The sequence below is a fragment of the Mesorhizobium sp. genome (genome assembly GCF_004963255.1).
Classification (GTDB): Bacteria; Pseudomonadota; Alphaproteobacteria; order Rhizobiales; family Rhizobiaceae; genus Mesorhizobium.
The window spans coordinates 77,271-99,133 of the sequence record NZ_SUGA01000005.1; the positions used below are offsets into that span (position 1 = coordinate 77,271).

The window sequence follows — 21,863 nt, forward strand, 5'->3', positions numbered from 1 at the left end:
ATGGCAGACGCGCACGCAAAACCACACCACGACTACCATCTCGTCAACCCGAGCCCCTGGCCCTTCCTGGGTTCGGTCGGCGCGCTGGTCACCGCCATCGGCGGCGTCTGCCTGATGCAGTATCTGAAGGGCGGCAACTTCCCGGTCTTCGGCCACAACATCGCCAATCCGTGGCTGTTCTTCATCGGCATGATCATCGTGCTCTACACGATGTTCGCCTGGTGGTCGGACACCATCAAGGAAGCGCATGAGGGCTACCACACGCGCGTCGTGTCGCTTCACCTGCGCTACGGCATGATCATGTTCATCGCCTCCGAGGTGATGTTCTTCGTCGCCTGGTTCTGGGCCTTCTTCGACGCAAGTCTCTTCCCCGGCGAGGCAAATCAATATGCCCGCACCGCCTTCACCGGCGGCGTATGGCCGCCGAAGGGCATGGAAGTCCTCGACCCCTTCCACCTGCCGCTTTACAACACCATCATCCTGCTCCTGTCGGGCACGACGGTGACCTGGGCGCACCACGCGTTGCTGCATGGCGACCGCAAGGGCCTGGTCAACGGTCTGGTGTTGACCGTCGGCCTCGGCATGCTGTTCACCATGGTGCAAGCCTACGAGTACATGCACGCGCCCTTCGCGTTCAAGGAATCGATCTATGGCGCCACCTTCTTCATGGCGACCGGCTTCCACGGCTTCCACGTCATCATCGGCACCATCTTCTTGGCTGTCTGCCTGGTGCGCGCCATGCGCGGCGACTTCACGCCGAAGCAGCATTTCGGCTTCGAGGCGGCCGCCTGGTACTGGCACTTCGTCGACGTGGTCTGGCTGTTCCTGTTCAGCGCCATCTATGTCTGGGCCTCGAACGGCGCGCTGATCGAAGGCCACTGATAGAGGGCAATTTCGGGAAAAACGCGTAGCGATTTTTCCGGAATTGCTTGGAGCGACGGGCGGCCGCGGCGACGTGGCCGCCTTATCTTTTCAAGCGAAAGGGTCTACGGTGCCGGTATGAGCGAAGACAAGGCGATCTGGCCCCCCATCGACCCGATCTCGGCGGGCCTGCATGGCCGCTGCCCGCGCTGCGGCGAGGGCAAGCTGTTCTCGGGTTTCCTCACCGTCGGCAAGCGCTGCTACAATTGCGGGCTCGACTATTCCTTCGCCGATGCCGGCGATGGGCCGGCGGTGTTCGTCATTCTGATCATCGGCTTCCTCGTCGTCGGCCTCGCGCTCTGGATGGAGGTGACGCTCAGCCCGCCGCTCTGGCTGCACTTCATCTTGTGGATACCGCTGGCTCTGGTGCTCTGCCTGACGGCGCTGCGCCTGATCAAGGGCGTGCTGATCACCTTGCAGTACTCGAAGAAGGCCTCCGAGGGCAGGCTGGAATCCCACGAATGACCGAGGCGACCGGATCGGCGGCCGGGCGTTCGCGGCCGCGTTCGGCGTTGCTTATCGGCCTCGGCCTCGTCCTGTTCGCCATCCTGATCGGGCTCGGCACCTGGCAGGTCCAACGCCTGCACTGGAAGGAAGACCTGCTCGCGACCATCGACAAGCGCACGCATTCCGCGCCATTGCCGCTGGCCGACGTCGAGAGGGAGTTCGCCGCTTCCCACGATGTTGACTACACCCCGGTGACGGTGACGGGCACCTTCCTGCATCAGGGCGAGCGGCACTTTTTTTCGACCTGGCAAGGCGACAGCGGCTTCAACGTATACACGCCCCTGCAGCTCGAGGACGGCCGCTTCGTGCTCATCAACCGCGGCTTCGTTCCCTACGACCTCAAGGATCCGGCCAAGCGCCGACAGGGCGCAATTGCCGGCAAGGTGACGGTCACCGGGCTTGCGCGCAACCCTCTGCCCAGCAAGCCGTCGATGATGCTTCCCGACAATGACGTCGCCAAGAACATCTTCTACTGGAAGGACCGCGATGTCATGGCGGCGACCGCCGGCCTGCCGGCGGGGTTCGTGCTGGTGCCGTTCTTCATCGATGCCGACAAGACGCCGAACCCCGGCGGCCTGCCCGTCGGCGGCGTCACCATCATCGACCTGCCCAACAATCACCTCCAATATGCGGTCACCTGGTATGGCTTGGCCGCGGCTCTCGCCGCCGTGCTGATCCTGAGGCTGCGCCGCCCGGCAAAGGAAGCGTGAAGCCCGCGCTCTTGACAGGGCAGGGGTGCGCACTTCATTTCGCGTGAAGCTATTCCAGGAAAAGTGTGAGCGGTTTTCCGTCCGGAATTGCGTCAAAACAAAGAGATAGTTTCCGACTTAACCGGCCAGAATTCATGATTGAGAAAAAGCCACCGCTCACGATCAGGCTCTGCCAGCCGCGCGGCTTCTGCGCCGGCGTCGACCGCGCCATCCAGATCGTCGTGCTGGCGCTGAAGAAATACGGCGCGCCGGTCTATGTCCGCCACGAGATCGTGCACAACCGCTACGTCGTCGAAGGGCTGCAGAGCCTCGGCGCCGTCTTCATCGAGGAACTGTCCGAGATTCCGCCGGAGCATCGTCAGTCGCCCGTGGTCTTTTCCGCGCATGGCGTGCCGAAATCGGTGCCGGCGGATGCCGAGGCGCGCAATCTCTTCTACCTTGACGCCACCTGCCCGCTGGTCTCCAAGGTGCACAAGCAGGCGATGCGCCACCAGCGGCTCGGCCGCCATGTGCTTCTGATCGGACACGCCGGGCACCCGGAGGTGATCGGCACGATGGGCCAGTTGCCGGAAGGCGCCGTGACGCTGATCGAGACCGAGGCCGACGCCGCGCGCTTCGTGCCCGTCGACGCATCGGCGCTGGGCTTCGTCACCCAGACGACCTTGTCGGTCGAGGACACCGCCGGCATCATCCGGGCTCTGCAGGAGCGGTTTCCCGAATTGCACGCGGCCGCGGCCGAATCGATCTGCTATGCCACCACCAACCGCCAGGAAGCGGTGAAGGAGACGGCCGCCGGCGCCGATCTTTTCCTTATTGTCGGCGCGCCCAATTCGTCCAATTCGCGTCGTCTTGTCGAAGTGGCGGAGCGCGCCGGCGCCACCATGTCGCTTCTCGTGCAGCGCGCCGCCGAAATTCCGTGGGATGAGATCGCCGGGATCAGGACACTTGGCCTGTCGGCCGGCGCCTCGGCGCCGGAGATCATCGTCGACGAGATCATCGACGCGTTCCGGCAGCGCTTCGACGTCACCATCGACCTGGCCATCACGGCCACGGAAACGGAGGATTTTCCGGTGATGCGGGTGCTGCGCGATGTCGAACTCACGGCGGCCGACATGGCCTTCGTCAATGGAGCGGCGTGAAACGGGATGGCCGTCTACACCGACGTCAACGAAGGCGAACTGACCGCGTTCCTCAGAGCCTATCCGGTCGGCGAACTGCTCTCCTACAAGGGCATCGCCGAGGGAACCGAGAATTCCAATTTCCTGGTCCACGCCTCGACCGGCTCCTACATCCTGACCCTTTATGAGAAGCGCGTCGACAAGGCCGACCTGCCGTTTTTCCTCGGCCTGATGGGCCATCTCGCCAGGAAAGGCATTTCCTGTCCGCTGCCTGTTACTGCGCATGACGGCACCGTCATCGGCACGCTCGCCGGCCGTCCGGCCGTCATCATCACCTTCCTCGAAGGCCTGTCGCTCAGGCGCCCGACCGCCGCGCATTGCGCTGAAGTGGGCAAGGCGCTCGCCAGCCTCCATATTGCCGGCCAGGATTTTCAGATGAGAAGGCCGAACGCGCTGGCGATCGACGGCTGGCGCAAGCTCTGGGCGGCCTCGCGCGAGCGCGCCGACGAGGTCGAGCCGGGCCTTGCCGCCGAGGTCGACGCCGACTTCGCCGATTTCGAGCGCAACTGGCCGAGCGGCCTGCCGCAAGGCATCATCCACGCCGACCTGTTCCCAGACAATGTCTTCTTCCTAGGCGAGAAGCTGTCCGGGCTGATCGACTTCTATTTCGCCTGCGACGACCTCTACGCCTACGATGTCGCCACCTGCCTCAACGCCTGGTGCTTCGAGAAGGACTTTTCCTTCAACCTGACCAAGGGGACGGCGCTGCTCGCCGGTTATCAGTCGGTGCGGCCGCTTGGAAACGACGAGAAGGCGGCTATGCCGATCCTGGCGCGCGGCTCGGCGCTGCGCTTCATGCTGACCCGCCTCTATGACTGGCTGACCATTCCGGATGGCGGGCTGGTGATGAAGCGCGACCCGACCGAATATATCCGCCGCATGCGCTTCCACCGCGCGATCAGGTCGCCATCCGAATACGGGCTGACATGAACAAAAAGATCGAGATCTTCACCGACGGCGCCTGCTCGGGCAATCCCGGGCCGGGCGGCTGGGGCGCCGTGCTGCGCTATAACGGCGTCACCAAGGAATTGTCCGGTGGCGAGGCCGAGACCACCAACAACCGCATGGAGCTGCTGGCCGCCATCACGGCGCTCAATGCGCTGAAGGAACCTTGCACGGTCGACCTCTACACCGACAGCAAATACGTCATGGACGGCATCTCCAAGTGGATCCATGGCTGGAAGAAGAACGGCTGGAAGACCGGCGACAGGAAACCGGTCAAGAATGGCGAGCTCTGGCAGGCGCTCGACGAGGCCAACCGGCGCCACAAGGTCACCTGGTACTGGGTGAAGGGCCATGCCGGCCATCCGGAAAACGAACGCGCCGACGAACTGGCCCGGCAAGGCATGGCGCCGTTCAAGCCGAACCTGGCAAGGCCCGCGCCGGTGGCGGCAGCGTCAACGCAGGAAGGCGCCCCGGCAAGGAAGCCTACACCCAGACGTTCGACCCAAAGTTATTGAGAGTCCGACGGCTTCTCGCTTCAGCGGATCAGCAGCGCCGTCGAGAACATACCGAGCGCGAACACCGTATGCGCCACGAGATTGAGCGCGCGCACCTTCGTTGGGTTGGGGAGCTTGGATGCCGCCCAGCCGGCGCCCATGCCCGGCGCCAGCAGGAACCATCCGGCGCCGACCGTGACGATGCCGAGGATGAAGGCGGGCAGGAAGGTCGGCGCGGCCAGCCAGCCCGCGCCGGCGAGCACGACCAGGATCACGCCATAGAGGATGCCGACGAGATAGTGGAAGACCCAGCCCAGCGCCTTTTCATGCGTATAGGGCGCGGCCTTGCCGATATCGTCGTGAAAGACCTTTTCGGGCAGATGCCGGACCCAGCGTCCGACCATGCCCCAATTGGGCAAGGGTTGGCCGATCGCCTTGTTGAGGATGATCGCCCAGATATCCATGAACACCGTGGCGCCGATGCCGATCGCCACCGCGCGCCAGGCGATGTCGAGCATCAGAGCATGATCCCGAACCGGAGGTCAGCGCACGCAAAAAGTGGGAACCGGTTTTCGAACAAGATCATGCTCCAGCAAAGAGTGAGATCAGGATGGCGGGTCAACGAAACGTCATCCTGATCTAGAGCTGCCCGAGGATATGAGCCGCGCCGCTCTCGTCGACGCCCGGCTTGGTTTCGACATTGAGTGCCACGACCTTGCCGTCGTCGACGATCATCGAAAAGCGTTTCGAGCGCAGGCCCATGCCGGCCGCGGAAAGATCGTTGTCGAGCCCGACCGACTTAGCGAAATCGCCGCTGCCGTCGGCGAGGTAGAGGATCTTGCCTTCGCCGCCGGTGAAGTGCGCCCAGGCGCCCATGACGTGGACGTCGTTGACCGAAACCACGGCGATGGTGTCGACGCCGCGCGCCAGGATGGCGTCATGGTTCTCGAGATAGCCGGGCAGGTGGTTGTTGCTGCAGGTCGGCGTGAAGGCGCCGGGAACGCCGAACAGCACCACCTTCTTGCCGGCGAAAATCTCGTCGCCGGTGATCGGCTTGGCGCCGTCGGCGGTCATCACCTTGAAGTTCGATGCGGGCAGTTTTTCGCCAACCGAAATGGTCATGGGTTCCTCGCTTGCGAGATGGGAAGGATCGACGCCTTCGATACCGGACCGGACGATTTCCCGCAACCATTGCGCTAATGCTGGATCAAGGGAAAGGCAGCAACCCGTCGACCGAACCCTCGGCGCTGGTCAGCGTGTAATACAGCCCGCCATCGCTCGGCGTGGCAGATGGCCGGTCGAGGATCGGCACGGTGAAGACAAGCTTGCCGTCCTTCTGGCTGCGCACCGGCGCGCCGAACATGTAGTCGCGCTCGCCGGCGATGAAGAAGTCGACGGATTCCGGATCGCCGGGCGACTGCGCCTGGACGACAAGGGTCTCGTGGTCGCCGGGCAGCACGTTGATGCCGAAATCGGGCCGGGCCGGGGAGGGCAGCGTCGCAAGCGCGGTTTTGACCAATGCGGCGTCGGTCGCGTTGTCCGGATCGGACGCGGGATCGACGCTGAGCCGGGTCTGCACCGGAATGCAGATCGTCTCGCAGATGCCGAGGAAGACATGGGCGTCGATGGTCGCTGGTTGGCCGGGCGAGGACACCGTGAAGGTCACTGGCAGCGAAACGGGACGATCATAGCCGGCCCATTTGCCGTAGCCGTCGTCATGACGCTGCGGCGGCGGGAAAGACAATTGCGCGTCGGCGATGTTGGTGCTGCCGGATATGTCGAGCTGCGGCGGCACGCCGGCATCGCCCGGGTCGCGCCAATAGGTCTTCCAGCCCGGCTTCAGCGCGATGTCGAGCACGCCGCGGATCTTGCCGGCCTCATCGGGCTTGCCGGTAGTCACCAGCCGGACCTTGCCGCCCTCCGAATTGTACCAGATCGAGGAAGAGGCCTCGGCCGGGAGGCTTGCAGCCCACCCCAAAACGACGCCGAGAACCAGTATCTTCATGTATCGCATGGCGGTGATTTGACCGTCCGTTCTTGGCCGCGCAATGGCCTGATCGCTCTCCCGGTATCATATTTGCGTGACATCGGGGACTGACACCATCTTTTCGGCGCAGCCGAAACGCGTTACCCTCAACCTATGGACTTGCTGCGCCACAAAAAACCGGCCGCCGGACGCGGCTTCCTCGACGACCAGTTCCTGATTGCCATGCCTGGCATGAAGGACGACCGTTTCGCGCGCTCCGTCATCTACATCTGCGCCCACAGCGACGAGGGCGCGATGGGCCTCATCATCAACCAGACGCAGCAGATGCTGTTCCCGGACCTGCTGGTGCAGCTCGGCATCATGAACGAGCAGGAAGCGATCCGCCTGCCGGCGCATACGCGCGATTTCGTCGTGCGCAATGGCGGGCCGGTCGACCGCAGCCGCGGCTTCGTGCTGCACTCCGGCGACTATCGCGTGGAATCCTCGCTCAACGTTTCCGACGATATCTGTCTGACCGCGACCGTCGACATCCTGCGCGCCATCTCCACCGGGCGCGGCCCGCGCCATGCGCTGATGGCGCTCGGCTATTCCGGCTGGGGCGCCGGCCAGCTCGAAACAGAGATCGCCGAGAATGGCTGGCTGACTTGCCCAGCGACGCAGGAACTTCTGTTCGACGCCGATATCGAGCGCAAATACGATCGCATCCTGGCCTCGATCGGTATCGATCTTGCCCATCTGAGCGCCGCCGCCGGCCACGCGTGATCCATCACCGACGCAGACGCCGTTTCGAAACTCGCTCATGCGAGTCATATAGTGGTGATTTCGAGAACCGGAGCGGAGCGTACTTGAAGTACGTGAGCACCGGAAGCGCAGAAAGCGGCACCAGATAGCTGCAGGAGTAGAGCTTCCAAACGGCCTCTAAGCCTGGGTCAGCGGATACTGCTCCCTCAGCGTCTTCAGCACCTGGTCGCCGGGCATCGGCGCGCCGAACATGAAGCTCTGCACATATTCGCAGCCCATCTGGCGGAGTTCCAGCGCATCGCTTTCGTCCGAGATGCCTTCGGCCACGACCGACAGACCGAGCTCATGCGCCATGTTGACCATGGATTTGAGCAGCACGGCGCGCTTCGGTGTGGCGTCGTCAACAAAGCTCTTGTCGATCTTGATCGTGTCGAAGGGGAAGCGCGTCAGATAGGAGAGCGAGGAATAGCCGGTGCCAAAATCATCGAGCGACAGTCCGATGCCGAGCTGCTTCAGCTTGGTCAGCACATGCGCGGTTTGCTCGGGATTGTCCATCACCAGGGATTCGGTGAGTTCGAGCCGGAAGCAGCGCGGCTTCAGATTGGCGCGTGCGATGACGGAGCGCACGTCGCTGACCAGGTCGCGGCGGATCAACTGGCGGCTCGACAGGTTGACCGACACCGACAGCGGCGCGTCGCCGATCTGCTTCTGCCAGCCCGCGAGGTCCTCGGCCGCCTGCTGCATGGCGAACAGGCCGAGCTGCACGATCAGCCCGCAATTCTCCGCCACCGGGATGAAATCCCCCGGCGGGATCATGCCGCGGCGCGGGTGGTCCCACCGCAGCAGCGCCTCGAAGCCGGCGACGCTGCCGTCCTCCAGCCGCACGATCGGCTGGTAGGCAAGCGTGAACTCGCGCCGCTCGATGGCGCGGCGAAGGTCGGATTCGAACTGCAGGCGATCAGTGCCGACGGTGCGGAAGGCAGGCCGGAACGGCTCGATGCGATCGCCGCCGAAGCGCTTGGCCTGGTGCATGGCAAGCTCGGCGTCCTTGACCATGTCCTCGGCGGAAGTCTGCGCCGTCGTCCAGGTGATCAGGCCGATCGAGGCGGTGAGCACGATCTCGCGCTTGGCGAAGGTGATCGGGTTGTTGATCGCGTGCTTGATGGCGTCGGCCATGGCCGCGATGCGGGCAGGGTCCTGCTCGGAAAGCAGCATCAGCGCGAACTGGTCGCCGGCAAAGCGCGACAGAGAATCCTTCGGCTTCAACAGCCGGTGCAGCCGGCGCGCGACGGTGAGCAGAATCGTGTCGCCGGCGGAAATGCCAAGGCCGTCATTGACCTGCTTGAAGCGGTCGATGTCGATGATGAAGACCGTCGGGCGCACCTTGTCCTCGGTGCGGGCGATCGAGATGATCGCCTCCAGCCGGTTCATGAACAATTCGCGGTTCGGCAGGCCGGTGAGGTTGTCGTGCACGGCATCGTGCAGCAGCCTTTCCTCGGATTTCTTCTGCTCGGTGACATCGACCATGGTGCCGACGCAGCGGATCACCTCGCCGTCGGAGCCGATCACCGGGCGGGCGCGCAGCGAGAACCAGTGGTAGTGGCCGTCGGCGCCGCGCAGCCGGAAATTCTGCGCCACCTTGCCGCGGCGGTGCTCCAGCACCACGTCGAGCGTGGTGCGGAAGGTGTCGCGATCATCGGCATGCAGCACCGGGAGCCAGTTGCGGGCGGCGCCGCCAAGGCTGTTGGGCGCAAGGCCGAGCTGCAGGCTGATGTCCGGCTTGGTCACCACGCGGTCGCGCAGCACGTCCCAGTCCCAGACGATGTCGCCCGAGCCGGCGACGGCCAGCGCCTGCCGCTCGAGGTCGGAGAACAGGCCCTGATGCGCCCCGCTGCCGGCAAAGGCATGCTGCATGACGGTGAAGCCGATCAAGAGGATGATCAGGATCAGCCCGCCGCCCAGCGCCGGCTGCGCGATGTCGTTGTCCAGCATGCCGGTGATCGCCATCCACGACCCGCATAGCCAGAGCAGCACCATGACCCAACTCGGCACCAGCATGATGGCCCGGTCATAGCCGCGAATGCCGAGGAAGATGATGAGGCCGAGGCCGGTGAGCGCGGTGGCGGCGAAGGAGATGCGGGCGATGCCGGCGGCGACCGCGGGATCGACGATGGCGACGCCCGCAATCAGAAGCAGGCCAAGGATCCAGACCAGCGCGCCGTAGCTGAAATGGCCATGCCACCGGTTGAGGTTGAGATAGGCGAACAGGAACACCACGAAGGTTCCGGCAAGCGCCACCTCCGTGCCGGCTCGCCATATCTGCTCGTTGCCGGGCGATATCTCGATGATCTTGTTGAGGAAGCCGAAGTCGACGCAGATATAGGCCAGCACCGCCCAGGCGAGCGCCGCGGTCGCCGGAAACATCGAGGTTCCCTTGACCACGAACAGGATCGTCAGGAACAGCGCCAGAAGGCCCGAGATGCCGATCACGATGCCGCGGAACAGCGTGTAGGAATTGACCGAGTCCTTGTAGGAATCCGGGTCCCAGAGATAGACCTGCGGCAGTTTCGGTGAGGCGAGCTCGGCGATGAAGGTCACCACCGTTCCAGGGTTCAGCGTCACGCGGAACACGTCGGCGTCGGGGCTTGTCTGGCGGTCGAGCGCGAAGCCCTCGCTGGGCGTGATCGCGGCGATGCGGGTCGAGCCGAGGTCGGGCCAGAAGATGCCGGAGTTCACCAGGCGGAAATGCGGCGCGACGATCAGGCGGTCGAGCTGCTGGTCGGTGGTGTTGGCCAGCGCGAAGACGGCCCAGTCGCCGCTCGAACGGGCGTCATTGGCCTCCACCTCGATGCGCCGCACGATGCCGTCGGGGCCTGGCGCGGTCGAGACCTGGAAGTTCTCGCCCTGGTTCCGGTAGATTTGCACGGCGCCGGAAAGGTCCAGCGCCTTGTCGTCGCGCGCGATCTTGATGGGCTCGACGGCGAAAGCCGGCATGGCCGCAAAAAACGTGACGACGACCGCCAGAATAAGGGCGAACAGCGACGCTAATCGCGAAAAATTCGTCACATTCAGCCCTTCGTTCCATCACCCGGCGGGTCGTCCGCGATCCGGGCGTAGAGGTAGTGATCCTGCCAGATGCCGTTGATCCTGAGATAGGATCGGAGAAGTCCTTCGCGCCGGAATCCGGCTTTTTCAAGCACGCGGATCGACCGGGCGTTTTCGGGAATACAGGCAGCCTCGATCCGGTGCAACCTCAGCGTATCGAAGGCGAAGCGCGACACCAGCTTGACCGCCTCGGTCATCAGGCCGCGGCTGCCGAAGCGTTCGCCGATCCAGTAGCCGATATGGCCGCTCTGCGCGACACCGTGGCGGATGTTGCCCAGCGTGATGCCGCCGGCAAGCTTGCCGCTCGATTTCTCGAAGATGAAGAAGGCGATGGCCGTGCCCTGCGCGTAATCCTCGCGGTAGCGGCTGATGCGCAGCCGCCAGGCGGTGCGGTCGAGCTCGTCGGGTTGCCAGCGCGGCTCCCAGGGCTCGAGGAAGGCGCGGCTTTCGCCGCGCACCGTCGACCATTCGCGATAGTCGTTGGTCAGCGGCACGCGCAGCATGACCTTTTCGCCCTTCAGCGCCGGCAGGTCGCGGCGAAAGAAAGGGAGCGCGAACACGACTCTGGAACGGAGGCTAGACGGCGAGCCGGCGGGCCGTCGTCTGCGGACCCGCAAGCGATTCGAGGATCGCCTCATAGGGCGCAAGCGTGCCCACGGGGCCGACCGCGGTCAGCGTCGGCTTGGTCGAGAACAGCCGCGAGGAGAGATCGGTCAGCCGCTCGACGGTCAGCGCCGAAAGGCGCTCCATCAATTCCTCCTTGGCGATCGGCCGGCCGAACAGGAGCAACTGCCTGGCGATCTGAGATGCGCGGCTGGCCGGGCTTTCGGCCGACATGATGAGGCCGGCGCGATATTGCGCGCGCGCCCGGTCGAGCTCTTCCTGCTGGATGCTCTGGCCGGCCTTCTGCAATTCGTCGATGATCACCGGCACCAGCTTGGCGATGTCGCTCTGCCCGGTCGCGGCATGCACGCCGAAGATGCCGGTGTCGGAAAAACCCCAGTGGAAGGCATAGACCGAGTAGCAGAGGCCGCGCTTCTCGCGCACTTCCTGGAACAGCCTGGACGACATGCCGCCGCCCAGGATCATCGACAGCACCTGCGAGGCGTAGAAATCGCGCACATGGTAGGCGCGGCCCTCGAAGCCGAGCACGATCTGCGCATCCATCAGGTCGCGGTCCTCGCGGAAGTCGCCGCCGACATATTGCGCGTATTGCGGGATATTGCCCGCCGCCTTGGCGCGGAAGCCGCCGAGTTTCTTCTCGACCTCGCGCACGAAATTGTCGTGCTTGATGTCGCCGGCCGCCACGAGGACCATGCGCTCGGCGTCGTATTGCCGCTCGATGAAGTCGTGCAGCTGTCCCGAAGTGAAGGATTTGACCGTCTCCGGCGTGCCCAGGATCGAGCGGCCGATGGTCTGATGCCGGAAGGCGGTTTCGGTGAAGCGGTCGAAGACGATGTCGTCGGGCGTGTCGTGCGCGGCGCCGATCTCCTGCAGGATCACATGCTGCTCGCGCTCCAGCTCGTCGGGATCGAATTCGGATTCCTGCAGGATGTCGGCCAGGATATCGACCGCCAGCGGCACGTCGTCGGAAAGCACCCTGGCATAGTAGGAGGTCGTCTCGACGCTGGTGGCGGCGTTGATCTCGCCGCCGACATTCTCGATTTCCGAGGCGATCTCGAAGGCGCTGCGGCGCTTCGTGCCCTTGAACGCCATGTGCTCGAGCAGATGGGCCATGCCATGCTCTTCGTCGCGCTCGTTGCGGGCGCCGGACTTCACCCAGGCCCCTAGGGCAACCGATTCGATGCTTGGAAGGGTTTCGGTGGCGACTGTCAGGCCGTTCGACAGACGGCTTACCTCAACACCCATATGGCAAGTACTCCCTAACGCGCCGCCCGCGAGTGGCGGTTCACGTAATCTTCCACCATTTTCAAGTCGGATGGAAGTATCGTGTATTTTTCGTCGGCTGTCATCAAGCCGCCTAGCCATGCGGGCAGGGCAGGGGTGACGCCGCTCGCTGCCTCGACCGCGGCCGGGAATTTCGCTGGATGCGCGGTGCCGAGCACCAGCATGGGCACCGGACCGGAAGCGTGGGAAGCGGCGACATGAACGGCGGCGGCCGTGTGCGGATCGAGCAGGTAGTTGCTTTTCTCGAGCGTCGCGCGGATGGTGGCCGCGACCTCGTCCACCGTGGCACGGTCGGCGTCGAACTCGGCGCGGATGCGCTTAAGTTCGCCTTCCTCGATGGTGAAGGCGCCCGACTGCTTCAGCCCGTTCATGTAGCGGCGCACCGTTTCGGCGTCGCGGCCAGCCGCCTCGAACAGCAGCCGCTCGAAATTCGACGACACCTGGATGTCCATCGACGGGGAGGTCGTGGCGAACACGCCCCTGGTGCGGTATTCGCCGCTCGCCAATGTGCGCGCCAGGATGTCGTTGTCGTTGGTGGCGATGATCAGCCGCTCGATCGGCAGGCCCATGCGCTTGGCGGCATAACCGGCGAAGATGTCGCCGAAATTGCCGGTCGGCACGGTGAAGGAAACCGGCCGGTCCGGCGCGCCGAGCGACAGAGCGGACGAGAAATAATAGACGATCTGAGCCATGATGCGGGCCCAGTTGATCGAATTGACGCCCGACAGCGACACCCTGTCGCGGAAAGCGTGGTCGTTGAACATATCCTTCACCAGGCCCTGGCAGTCGTCGAAATTGCCTTCGACCGACAGCGCGTGGACGTTTGCCGCGCTCGACGTCGTCATCTGGCGCTGCTGCACCGGCGAGACCTTGCCGTGCGGGAAAAGGATGAAGATGTCGGTGCGGTCGCGGCCGGCGAAGGCGTCGATCGCAGCGCCCCCGGTGTCGCCGGAGGTGGCGCCGACGATCGTCGCGTGCTGTCCGCGTTCGGCGAGCACATGGTCCATCAGCCGCGCCAGCAACTGCATCGCCACGTCCTTGAAGGCCAGCGTCGGGCCGTGGAACAGCTCGAGGATGAAGGTATTCTTGCCGGTCTGCACCAGCGGGCAGACGGCCTCATGCCGGAACGTGGCGTAGGCCTCGCGCACCAGCCGCTCGAAGACGGGCGCCGCGATCTCGCCGCCGAGGAATGGCGTCAAGACGCGGATGGCAAGGTCGGGATAGGCAAGCCCGCGCATGGCGCGGATGTCGGCGGCCGAAAACCGCGGCCATTCGCTGGGCACGTAAAGCCCGCCGTCGCGCGCCAGGCCGGCCAGCACCGCGTCCGAAAATCCAAGCGCGGGAGCATCGCCGCGGGTACTCACATATTGCATCGTAAAAAGCCCATTGCTGCCGGTCGCGTCATCCACGGCAATTGGTTAATTTTCCGAGCCGGCTCAGTCGCATTTTTGCCGCGCCGTTGCTATACGTCACCGGCATTGTGAGAGGGAAGTGCAGTTTCATGGCGTTTTTTTCGGTCAACCGTCGCTTTGTCGCGGGTCTGGCGTTCACCGGCTTTATGCTTGCCGCCGCCGGCTGCCAATCGAGCGACAATGGCATATTGAACCTTGGCATCGGCAAGAAACCCGATCCGACAGCTCCGATACCGCCGCAGGACCCCAAGATACTCGCCAGTCAGCTGCAGGCCTATTGCCCGAAAGTGACGCTGCGCGACGGGACAGCCTTCTTCAACACCTATGCCAAGGGCGCGACGGCGAAGCCGAAGAAAAAGAAGGCTGACGCTGAGGCTGAGGCGGCCGCCGCCGCTGCGGCCCAGACCGGTCCCAACGGCCAGCCGGTCGATCCCGCTCACGATCCGTCCAAGATCATCTACCAGGCCTCGATCTCGGACATGACGCGCGACTGCACCCATGCCAACGGCCAGCTGTCGATGAAGATCGCGGTCGCGGGCAAGGTCGTGCCGGGTCCGATGTTCGCGCCCGGAACCGTCACGATGCCGATCCGCATCGCGGTCCAGCATGGCGACGAGGTGCTTTATTCGCAGCTTCACCAGTACCAGGTGCAGGTCACCGATCCGTCTGCCGCAACCCAGTTCGTCTTCACCGATACCAATGTCGTGGTGCCGGAGCCTTCCGCAAAGGATTACCAGGCCTATGCCGGCTTTGACGAGAACACGCCGGTGCCGGCCACCGACAAGGCGAAGGGCAAGAGGAAGAAGCGCGCTCCGGTGACGAATTAGTCGGTCTGAACAGGCGTGGACTGTTCGGAACGACGGCTAGGCGTCTTCCGACCACTCCGAGAGCGCGGCGAGCGTACCGCTCAGCTCCGCCCAGCGCCGGATGACCGTCTCGGCGCCGGCCTCGGTCAGCGCATCGGCATGGCCCGGATAGCTGTGCCCGGCGCCGGTGAAGCCGATGACGCGCATGCCGGCCGCCCTGGCGCCGGCGATGCCGTGCACGGAATCCTCGATGACGAAGGTGTTCCTCGGGTTGGCGCCGAGCTTCTCTGCGGCGTAGAGGAACACGTCCGGCGCCGGCTTGGTCTTCTTGCTGGGGATATCCAGCCCCGAAAAAATACGGCCGGCGAAGAAAGGCAGCAGCCGCACCTTCTCCAGCATGAACTCGACCCGTTCGGTGCGTGAGTTGGAGCAGACGGCGCGCGGCGCGGTGACGGCGGCCACCGCCTCGCGGGCGCCGTCGATGATGCGCACGTCGTTGCGCAGCTTGCGGTCGACCAGCTCCTCGGCGCGGTCGATCAGCGAGGCCTGGAACGGAATGTGCGACTTCTCCTCGAGCCGCAGCATGATGTCCTTGAAGGTCAGCCCGGCATAGGTCTCGGAAATTTCCTCCGCCGAAATCTCGAATCCGGCAGATGTCAGAAGCTCGGCCTCGACGCGCGCGGCTATGATTTCGGAATCGACGAGCACGCCGTCGCAATCGAAAATGACAAGATCTGGCTGGGGCATGGCAATCCGGGTCGTTGGGGGAGGAGCCTGACTGGCTTAAGCGGCGCGGCATACACCAACGGGCCGGCCGGCGCAAACCGCTGAGGGTCAGGCGCCGGGCCTTCACCGAATGTTTACGCTGATCGGTAACCATAACAGCCAGTAAACCGTAACGCGTTTGTTTGGGTGTTTTGATGTCTGCCGTGCGTCTTCTCGACGAGCTTTCCCACGCCCCTCTTAAGTCCGAATGGCTGGACACGATCCTCAAGGGCGATTGTGTCGCCGCCCTCGACCGCCTGCCGGAAAAGTCGGTCGACATCATCTTTGCCGACCCGCCCTACAATCTGCAGCTCGACGGCGACCTGCACCGTCCCGACCAGTCCAAGGTCGATGCCGTCGACGATGACTGGGACCAGTTCGAGAGTTTTGAAGCCTATGACGCCTTCACCCGCGCCTGGCTGCTCGCGGCGCGCCGGGTGCTGAAGCCCAGCGGCACCATCTGGGTCATAGGCTCCTACCACAACATCTTTCGCGTCGGCGCCCGCATGCAGGATCTCGGCTTCTGGATCCTCAACGACATCGTCTGGCGCAAGACCAACCCGATGCCGAATTTCCGCGGCCGCCGTTTTCAGAACGCGCATGAGACGATGATCTGGGCCTCGCGCGACCAGAAGGCCAAGGGCTACACCTTCAACTACGAAGCGCTGAAGGCCTCGAACGACGATCTGCAGATGCGCTCCGACTGGCTGTTCCCGATCTGCACCGGCGGCGAGCGGCTGAAGGACGAGAACGGCAACAAACTGCATCCGACACAGAAGCCGGAGGCGCTGCTGGCCCGCATCATGATGGCCTCGACCAAGCCGGGCGACGTCGTGCTCGATCCCTTCTTCGGTTCCGGCACCACGGGCGCGGTCGCCAAGCGCCTCGGCCGCCACTTCGTCGGCATCGAGCGCGAGCAGGCCTATATCGACGCCGCCAATGAGCGGATCGCCGCGGTGCGCCCGCTGGAAAGCGCCGACCTCACCGTGCTTTCGGGCAAGCGCGCCGAGCCGCGCGTCGCCTTCATCAGCCTGATCGACAACGGCCTTGTCGCGCCCGGCGCCACGCTCTACGACGCCAAGAAGCGCTGGGCGGCGAAAGTGCGCGCCGACGGCACGCTGGCGATCGGCGACAGCGCCGGCTCCATCCACAAGATCGGCGCCGAGGTCCAGGGGCTCGACGCCTGCAACGGCTGGACCTTCTGGCACTATGAGCGCAGCGGCGGCCTGACCCCGATCGACGAATTGCGCCGCATCGCCCGCCTCGGCATGGAGCGGGCAGGGGGCTGAGCCGCCAGGCTCGCCCTTGATTCGACGCTTAAACAGATCGCTGCAAGCGATTCAGTTCAGGCCCTAATCCCAAGCCGTCCAAGATCCGCTTTAAGCGTCCCGGCGTCGGTGAACAGCACCGCCTGCCAGCCGGCGGCCTTGGCGCCGTCGACATTCTTCTGGCTGTCGTCGATGAACAGCGAGGCCGCCGGATCGAGCCCGAACGACGCGACGTGATGGTCGTAGATGGCGCGGTCCGGCTTGATCAGGCCGATGTCGCCGGAGACGGTGACGCCGCGCGGCTTTTCCAGGAACGGAAAACGGGCGCGGGCCTCGCGAAACGTGTCCGAGGCCCAGTTGGTGAGCAGCGTGACGTCGCGGCCGTCCTCGATCAGGCCTTCCAGCAACGCGACGCTGTCTTCATAGGCGTGCGGCGCCATCTCGTGCCAGTAGCGGCGGAAATTGCGGATGTTCTCGGCATGGCCGGGATGCTCGGCGATCAGCAGCGCTTCGGCTTCTTCCCAGGTCCGGCCGCGATCCTGCTCGAGATTCCAGGCGCTGGTGCAGACATTGTCGAAGAACCATTTCCGCTCCCCGGCATCGGGGATCAGCCGGCTGAACGGGATGTCGGGATCGTAGTGGACCAGCACCTTGCCGATGTCGAACACGATATGGCGGATTTCAGTCATTGCGGGCCTTTCACTGCGAGTGCCGTTTTTTAGTCGCGCCCGGTATGGCCGCCTCGATTACCTTTTTCATGACGGTGGGCAGCGCTTCCCCGGAAATTTCATGGGCCAGCGACCAGAAATGCCCCGACGGCGCATCGCCTCTGACTCTGGCATGAAAGATTTCGAGCTCAAGCGCGAAATGGGTGAAGACATGGCCGATCTGCCCGGCGCGCCGCCAATCGGCGGGAAAGGGCGCGGCGTCGGCCGTCGTGGCGCCGTCGATCCGCGCCGTCCAGCCCGTGGTCGGCACCTCGGTCATGCCGCCGAGCAGGCCTTTCTCAGGCCGCTTGCGCAGCAGGATGGCGCCGTCATTGCGCTCGGCGACGAAGGCCGCGCCCTTGCGCAACGGCTTATCGTCCTTCGGCAGGCGGACCGGAAAACGCTCGGGATCGCCGCTGAGAATTGCGCTGCAATCCTCGCGGACCGGGCACAGCATGCAGCGCGGCCGTTTCGGCGTACAGATCGTCGCGCCGAGATCCATCATCGCCTGGGCGAAATCGCCGGGCCGCGTCTGCGGCACCAGCTCTTCGATCAGCGCGCGGATTTGCGGCTTGGCCTCGCTGAGCGGGGTTTCGATCGAATAGAGCCGGGTCATGACCCGCTCGACATTGCCGTCGACGACCGCCGCCGGCCGGTCGAAGGCGATCGCCGCGATGGCCGCCGCGGTATAGGCGCCGATCCCGGGCAATTCGCGCAGGCCCGCCTCGGTGTCGGGAAAGCGGCCGCCCCGCAGCGCGACGAGGTCGGCGCAGGCCTTCAAATTGCGCGCCCTGGAATAGTAGCCAAGCCCGGCCCAGGCTTTCATCACGTCTTCGGCGGGGGCCGCCGCCAGCGCCTCGACCGTCGGCCATTTCTCGACGAAATTGCGGAAATAGGCCTTTACCGCCTCGACTGTGGTCTGCTGCAGCATCACCTCGGACAGCCACACGCGATAAGGATCGGCCCTCACGCCGCGCGCAAACCCAACCGGCGTGACGCGCCAGGGCAGGTCGCGGTGATGCGCGTCGTACCAGGCAAGCAGGCGGGACGCGATGCCCATGTCTTCGGACGCGGCTTTCTGTGATGCCTTGCGGGTCTGGTCGAGCGGTGCCATTGATCGGATGAACTGGGGACTGGAGAACGCACATGGCAGGGAAAAGGGCCTTCGGCAATCCCGTTCCGGTAAGCGATCTCGCCACCGAGATCCTCGACCCGGTGCTGAAGAAGCGCGCCGGCATCTCGATCGGGCTGGTGCAGTCCTGGGAGGAAATCGCCGGGCCGCGCTTGGCCACTCATTCGCGCCCGGAAAAAATCCAGTGGCCGCGCCGGCTGCATGAGGACGATCCGTTCGAGCCGGCGACGCTGATCGTCGCCTGCGAGGGCATGGCGGCGCTGCACCTGCAGCACGAGGCCGGTGAGGTCATCAACCGCGTCAACGCCTTCCTGGGCTTCAACGCCATCGGCCGCATCAAGATCCTGCAGAAGCCGGTGCTTTCGCAAAGGGCGCGGCCGAAGCCTGCGCCGCGACCCTTGACCGAGCCCGAGAAGGCGAAGCTTTCGCATCTGGTCGGCAAGATTGAGGATGACGGCCTGCGCGCTTCGCTGGAGCGGCTCGGCGCCACAATTTTGGGTGAAAGGAAGCCCAAAGGGTCGTAAGAAGCGTCATGAATGCGTCACCAATCTCGCGCATTCGTGATGCTCGTGATTAAGTTTCGCGATTGGATTGGGGATCGCGATGCCTTAATTCGCGCCAACTCTCGCCTTTTCTAGCCCTTGCATTGCAAAATCCAACCGATATCAGGTGATTCGCATGAACCGTGCCCCGTTTGGCAATAGCTTGTCCCGCAGAAACCTTCTGACAGCGCTGGCCGTTGTTCCTGCGGTGGCGCTGCTTGCCGCATGCAGCGACTCCGGCGAGGAGGCCAAGGCCGCCGACGTGGAGCCCGCCGACCCGTCGACGCCTGCCAAGCCCGCCGCTACTCCGGCGGCCGCACAGGTGCCGGAAGCACAGGGCACGGTCGACATGGCGGAACTGCTCAAGCCCGGCGCGCTGCCCGAAAAGCAGCTCGGCAAGGACGACGCCAAGGTCACCATCGTCGAATATGCGTCGATGACCTGCCCGCATTGCGCGCATTTCGCCATGACCACTTTCCCTGAGTTGAAGACCAAGTACATCGACACCGGCAAGGCGCGCTATATCCTGCGCGAATTCCCGTTCGATCCGAGCGCCGAGGCCGGCTTCATGCTGGCGCGCTGCTCCAAGGACAATTACTTCGCCATGGTCGACGTGCTGTTCAAGCAGCAGCCGAGCTGGGTTGGTGTCAACAACACCAAGGAAGCGCTGCTGCAGATCTCGAAGCTCGCCGGTTTTACACAGGAGTCCTTTGAGTCCTGCTTGACGGACCAGAAACTTCTGGACGATGTGAGAGCGGTCCAGAAACGCGGAGCGGACGAGTTCAAGGTCGACTCGACGCCGACCTTCTTCATCAACGGAAAGACCTACAAAGGGGCGATGTCGATTGAGGAAATGTCGGCCATCATCGACCCTCTGCTCTGACATCCAGGCCGCGCCGAAGCGGTCCGGCTTCGGCGCCCACGCCTGTAGTGTTGGGCGGCGCGAATGAAATTTTCGCGCCTTCGCCTTCTCGGTTTCAAATCCTTCGTCGAGCCTGGCGAGTTCGTCATCGAACGCGGGCTGACCGGCATTGTCGGGCCGAACGGCTGCGGCAAGTCGAACCTCGTCGAAGCTTTGCGCTGGGTGATGGGCGAAAGCTCCTACAAGAACATGCGCGCGTCCGGCATGGACGACGTGATCTTCTCTGGCTCCGGCGCGCGTCCGGCCCGCAACACCGCCGAAGTCACGCTTTTCCTCGACAACACGGACCGTACCGCGCCCGCCGCCTTCAACGATGCCGACGAACTGCAGGTGTCGCGCCGCATCGAGCGCGAGGCCGGCTCGCTCTACCGCATCAACGGCAAGGAGGCCCGCGCCAAGGACGTGCAGTTGCTCTTTGCCGACCAGTCGACCGGCGCACGCTCGCCCTCCATGGTCGGCCAGGGCCGCATCGGCGAGCTGATCCAGGCAAAGCCGCAGGCGCGCCGCGCGCTGCTCGAAGAAGCAGCCGGCATTTCCGGCCTGCACACGCGCCGGCACGAGGCCGAGCTTCGCCTCAAGGCTGCCGAGCAGAATCTCGAACGGCTGGACGACGTCGTCGGCGAGCTGGAAGGCCAGATCGAAAGCCTGAAGCGCCAGGCGCGCCAGGCCTCGCGCTTCAAGAACCTGTCGGCCGATATCCGCAAGGCCGAGGCGACGCTCCTGCATCTGCGCTGGACGCTGGCAAAAGCCCAGGAAGGCGAGGCGCGCTCCGCCCTTGCCGTTGCCACCACGCTGGTCGGCGACCGCGCCGCCGCCCAGATGGCCGCGGCCAGGGAGCAGGGCATCGCCGCCCATCGGCTGCCGGACCTGCGCGACGCCGAAGCCGCCGCGGCCGCCGCCTTCCAGCGCCTGTCGATCGCCAAGACGCAGATCGAGGAAGAGGCCGGCCGCATCCGCGCGCGCCAGACCGAGCTTGAGCGCCGTCTGCAGCAGCTCGACGCCGACATCGCCCGCGAGGAGCGGATGGTGCGCGACAATGCCGACATCCTCGAGCGCCTGCGCACCGAGGAAGCAGAGCTCAATTCGGAAAACGCCGGCGCCGTCGAGCGCGAGGCGACCACACGCGCCGCCTTCGAGCAGGCAGGTGCTACGCTGTCGCAAAGCGAGGCAAGACTTACCGCGCTGACCGCCGAGCGCGCCGAGGCGGCGGCCTCGCGCCACCAGATTGAGCGCTCGCTGCGCGAAACCGCCGAGCGCCGCGATCGCTTCGCCCGCCAGCTCGCCGAGGTCGACCGCGAGCTTTCCGACATCGTCGCGCGCATTTCCGGCCTGCCCGATCCCGCTGAAAAGCGGCTGCTGGTCGAGGACGCCCTGGTCCGGCTGGAAGAGAGCGAGGCCGGCGCCATTGCCGCCGAGCAGGCGGTCGCCGAGGCCCGCGCCACCGAGAGCGCCGCAAGGCCGCCGCTGCAGGATGCCAGGGCGGAACTGGCGCGCATTGAGACGGAAGCGCGCACGCTGGCGAAGATCCTCAACGCCACCAGCGGCGGCGATCTTTTCCCGTCGGTGCTTGAGCAGATCAGCGTCGAGCGCGGCTACGAGACGGCGCTTGGCGCGGCGCTTGGCGAGGACCTCGACGTGCCACTCGACCGCAGCGCCCCGGTGCATTGGGGCGAAAGCGCGGTGCAGCCGGGCGATGCCGTATTGCCCGAGGGTGTGAAGAGCCTGGCAAGCGTGGTGCATGCGCCGGCGCAACTCGCCCGCCGCCTGGCGCAGATCGGCATTGTCGACGCCGCCGACGGCCGTCGTCTTCAGG

21 protein-coding genes and 1 pseudogene are annotated in these 21,863 nt (G+C 64.8%); 12 read left to right on the plus strand and 10 right to left on the minus strand.

All coding sequences use genetic code 11. The features are described from left to right. The 6 genes from E5X34_RS08305 to rnhA all read left to right on the plus strand — a co-directional run bounded on the left by E5X34_RS08305 (nt 1) and on the right by rnhA (nt 4,776). Complete coding sequence (locus E5X34_RS08305) at nt 1–882, plus strand: cytochrome c oxidase subunit 3 (RefSeq protein ID WP_042641766.1); 882 nt, start codon at nt 1–3, stop codon at nt 880–882. Between the two features lie 117 nt (nt 883–999). Continuing rightward, nucleotides 1,000–1,386 (plus strand): DUF983 domain-containing protein, encoded by a 387-nt coding sequence (locus E5X34_RS08310; RefSeq protein ID WP_292562960.1) that lies wholly within the window; start codon nt 1,000–1,002, stop codon nt 1,384–1,386. Beyond that, nucleotides 1,383–2,138, plus strand: a complete 756-nt coding sequence (locus E5X34_RS08315; RefSeq protein WP_292562962.1) for an SURF1 family protein — start codon at nt 1,383–1,385, stop codon at nt 2,136–2,138. The genes E5X34_RS08310 and E5X34_RS08315 overlap by 4 nt, the downstream gene beginning before the upstream one ends. Before the next feature lie 134 nt (nt 2,139–2,272). Beyond that, complete coding sequence (gene ispH / locus E5X34_RS08320; protein WP_042641772.1) at nt 2,273–3,277, plus strand: 4-hydroxy-3-methylbut-2-enyl diphosphate reductase; 1,005 nt, start codon at nt 2,273–2,275, stop codon at nt 3,275–3,277. A gap of 6 nt (nt 3,278–3,283) precedes the next feature. Then, nucleotides 3,284–4,246, plus strand: coding sequence for a homoserine kinase (locus E5X34_RS08325; protein ID WP_292562964.1), 963 nt, complete (start codon nt 3,284–3,286; stop codon nt 4,244–4,246). Further along, complete coding sequence (rnhA, locus tag E5X34_RS08330) at nt 4,243–4,776, plus strand: ribonuclease HI (RefSeq protein WP_292562966.1); 534 nt, start codon at nt 4,243–4,245, stop codon at nt 4,774–4,776. Before E5X34_RS08325 ends, rnhA begins: the two co-directional genes overlap by 4 nt. Before the next feature lie 20 nt (nt 4,777–4,796). Here the strand turns inward: rnhA and E5X34_RS08335 are convergent, their stop codons facing one another. From E5X34_RS08335 to E5X34_RS08345, 3 genes are all read right to left on the minus strand, one after another. After that, nucleotides 4,797–5,273, minus strand: a complete 477-nt coding sequence (locus tag E5X34_RS08335) for a DUF2938 domain-containing protein (RefSeq protein ID WP_292562968.1) — start codon at nt 5,271–5,273, stop codon at nt 4,797–4,799. Between the two features lie 121 nt (nt 5,274–5,394). Beyond that, on the minus strand, nt 5,395–5,877 hold the full coding sequence (locus E5X34_RS08340) for a peroxiredoxin (protein ID WP_292562970.1): 483 nt from the start codon (nt 5,875–5,877) through the stop codon (nt 5,395–5,397). Between the two features lie 85 nt (nt 5,878–5,962). Further along, nucleotides 5,963–6,769, minus strand: a complete 807-nt coding sequence (locus E5X34_RS08345; protein WP_292562972.1) for a protein-disulfide reductase DsbD domain-containing protein — start codon at nt 6,767–6,769, stop codon at nt 5,963–5,965. 126 nt (nt 6,770–6,895) lie between these two features. On the opposite strand from E5X34_RS08345, the gene E5X34_RS08350 reads away from it, so the two are divergent. Beyond that, nucleotides 6,896–7,504, plus strand: a complete 609-nt coding sequence (locus tag E5X34_RS08350; RefSeq protein WP_127867091.1) for a YqgE/AlgH family protein — start codon at nt 6,896–6,898, stop codon at nt 7,502–7,504. 156 nt (nt 7,505–7,660) lie between these two features. Here E5X34_RS08350 and E5X34_RS08355 read toward each other — a convergent pair whose 3' ends face one another. Genes E5X34_RS08355 through thrC form a run of 4 tightly spaced genes read right to left on the minus strand, consistent with a single transcriptional unit; the run spans nt 7,661 to nt 13,869 of the window. Beyond that, a complete protein-coding gene (locus tag E5X34_RS08355) occupies nt 7,661–10,549 on the minus strand; it encodes an EAL domain-containing protein (protein ID WP_292562975.1) in 2,889 nt (962 codons plus the stop codon). A gap of 2 nt (nt 10,550–10,551) precedes the next feature. Continuing rightward, a complete protein-coding gene (locus E5X34_RS08360) occupies nt 10,552–11,148 on the minus strand; it encodes a GNAT family protein (RefSeq protein ID WP_127867093.1) in 597 nt (198 codons plus the stop codon). Between the two features lie 16 nt (nt 11,149–11,164). Then, the gene (locus E5X34_RS08365) at nt 11,165–12,457 is read right to left on the minus strand and encodes a pitrilysin family protein (protein ID WP_292562978.1); all 1,293 of its coding nucleotides are present in this window, start codon (nt 12,455–12,457) and stop codon (nt 11,165–11,167) included. A gap of 14 nt (nt 12,458–12,471) precedes the next feature. Beyond that, nucleotides 12,472–13,869, minus strand: a complete 1,398-nt coding sequence (thrC, locus tag E5X34_RS08370; protein ID WP_292562979.1) for a threonine synthase — start codon at nt 13,867–13,869, stop codon at nt 12,472–12,474. Between the two features lie 128 nt (nt 13,870–13,997). On the opposite strand from thrC, the gene E5X34_RS08375 reads away from it, so the two are divergent. Next, complete coding sequence (locus tag E5X34_RS08375) at nt 13,998–14,735, plus strand: hypothetical protein (RefSeq protein ID WP_292562981.1); 738 nt, start codon at nt 13,998–14,000, stop codon at nt 14,733–14,735. 36 nt (nt 14,736–14,771) lie between these two features. On the opposite strand, the gene E5X34_RS08380 is transcribed toward E5X34_RS08375, so the two are convergent. Further along, a complete protein-coding gene (locus E5X34_RS08380) occupies nt 14,772–15,461 on the minus strand; it encodes an HAD family phosphatase (protein ID WP_292562983.1) in 690 nt (229 codons plus the stop codon). Between the two features lie 173 nt (nt 15,462–15,634). Between E5X34_RS08380 and E5X34_RS08385 the strand changes: the two genes are divergently transcribed. Next, nucleotides 15,635–16,768, plus strand: a complete 1,134-nt coding sequence (locus E5X34_RS08385; protein WP_292562986.1) for a site-specific DNA-methyltransferase — start codon at nt 15,635–15,637, stop codon at nt 16,766–16,768. Nucleotides 16,769–16,824: 56 nt separating this feature from the next. On the opposite strand, the gene E5X34_RS08390 is transcribed toward E5X34_RS08385, so the two are convergent. Next, nucleotides 16,825–17,436: an HAD family phosphatase gene (locus E5X34_RS08390; RefSeq protein ID WP_292562988.1), complete on the minus strand. Its 612-nt coding sequence runs from the start codon at nt 17,434–17,436 to the stop codon at nt 16,825–16,827. Nucleotides 17,437–17,446: 10 nt separating this feature from the next. After that, on the minus strand, nt 17,447–18,568 hold the full coding sequence (mutY, locus tag E5X34_RS08395; protein ID WP_292562990.1) for an A/G-specific adenine glycosylase: 1,122 nt from the start codon (nt 18,566–18,568) through the stop codon (nt 17,447–17,449). Between the two features lie 32 nt (nt 18,569–18,600). On the opposite strand from mutY, the gene E5X34_RS08400 reads away from it, so the two are divergent. From E5X34_RS08400 to E5X34_RS08410, 3 genes and pseudogenes are all read left to right on the plus strand, one after another. Then, entirely contained in the window at nt 18,601–19,110 is a 510-nt protein-coding gene (locus tag E5X34_RS08400; RefSeq protein ID WP_292562991.1) for a DUF721 domain-containing protein, read from the plus strand. A 154-nt stretch (nt 19,111–19,264) separates the two neighbouring features. Further along, nucleotides 19,265–20,011: a DsbA family protein gene (locus E5X34_RS08405; RefSeq protein WP_292562993.1), complete on the plus strand. Its 747-nt coding sequence runs from the start codon at nt 19,265–19,267 to the stop codon at nt 20,009–20,011. Nucleotides 20,012–20,074: 63 nt separating this feature from the next. Continuing rightward, nucleotides 20,075–21,863: pseudogene (locus E5X34_RS08410) on the plus strand (AAA family ATPase); the annotation flags it as partial.

What these genes read in the sequence shown, in the direction of transcription:
- E5X34_RS08390 (WP_292562988.1), bottom strand. Translation starts at nt 17,436, where the DNA reads ATGACTGAAATCCGCCATATCGTGTTCGACATCGGCAAGGTGCTGGTC.
- E5X34_RS08405 (WP_292562993.1), top strand. Translation starts at nt 19,265, where the DNA reads ATGAACCGTGCCCCGTTTGGCAATAGCTTGTCCCGCAGAAACCTTCTG.
- E5X34_RS08375 (WP_292562981.1), top strand. Translation starts at nt 13,998, where the DNA reads ATGGCGTTTTTTTCGGTCAACCGTCGCTTTGTCGCGGGTCTGGCGTTC.
- E5X34_RS08325 (WP_292562964.1), top strand. Translation starts at nt 3,284, where the DNA reads ATGGCCGTCTACACCGACGTCAACGAAGGCGAACTGACCGCGTTCCTC.
- E5X34_RS08350 (WP_127867091.1), top strand. Translation starts at nt 6,896, where the DNA reads ATGGACTTGCTGCGCCACAAAAAACCGGCCGCCGGACGCGGCTTCCTC.
- E5X34_RS08305 (WP_042641766.1), top strand. Translation starts at nt 1, where the DNA reads ATGGCAGACGCGCACGCAAAACCACACCACGACTACCATCTCGTCAAC.
- E5X34_RS08315 (WP_292562962.1), top strand. Translation starts at nt 1,383, where the DNA reads ATGACCGAGGCGACCGGATCGGCGGCCGGGCGTTCGCGGCCGCGTTCG.
- mutY (WP_292562990.1), bottom strand. Translation starts at nt 18,568, where the DNA reads ATGGCACCGCTCGACCAGACCCGCAAGGCATCACAGAAAGCCGCGTCC.
- E5X34_RS08340 (WP_292562970.1), bottom strand. Translation starts at nt 5,877, where the DNA reads ATGACCATTTCGGTTGGCGAAAAACTGCCCGCATCGAACTTCAAGGTG.
- E5X34_RS08345 (WP_292562972.1), bottom strand. Translation starts at nt 6,769, where the DNA reads ATGCGATACATGAAGATACTGGTTCTCGGCGTCGTTTTGGGGTGGGCT.
- ispH (WP_042641772.1), top strand. Translation starts at nt 2,273, where the DNA reads ATGATTGAGAAAAAGCCACCGCTCACGATCAGGCTCTGCCAGCCGCGC.
- E5X34_RS08400 (WP_292562991.1), top strand. Translation starts at nt 18,601, where the DNA reads ATGGCAGGGAAAAGGGCCTTCGGCAATCCCGTTCCGGTAAGCGATCTC.
- E5X34_RS08335 (WP_292562968.1), bottom strand. Translation starts at nt 5,273, where the DNA reads ATGCTCGACATCGCCTGGCGCGCGGTGGCGATCGGCATCGGCGCCACG.
- thrC (WP_292562979.1), bottom strand. Translation starts at nt 13,869, where the DNA reads ATGCAATATGTGAGTACCCGCGGCGATGCTCCCGCGCTTGGATTTTCG.
- E5X34_RS08385 (WP_292562986.1), top strand. Translation starts at nt 15,635, where the DNA reads ATGTCTGCCGTGCGTCTTCTCGACGAGCTTTCCCACGCCCCTCTTAAG.
- E5X34_RS08310 (WP_292562960.1), top strand. Translation starts at nt 1,000, where the DNA reads ATGAGCGAAGACAAGGCGATCTGGCCCCCCATCGACCCGATCTCGGCG.
- E5X34_RS08365 (WP_292562978.1), bottom strand. Translation starts at nt 12,457, where the DNA reads ATGGGTGTTGAGGTAAGCCGTCTGTCGAACGGCCTGACAGTCGCCACC.
- E5X34_RS08380 (WP_292562983.1), bottom strand. Translation starts at nt 15,461, where the DNA reads ATGCCCCAGCCAGATCTTGTCATTTTCGATTGCGACGGCGTGCTCGTC.
- rnhA (WP_292562966.1), top strand. Translation starts at nt 4,243, where the DNA reads ATGAACAAAAAGATCGAGATCTTCACCGACGGCGCCTGCTCGGGCAAT.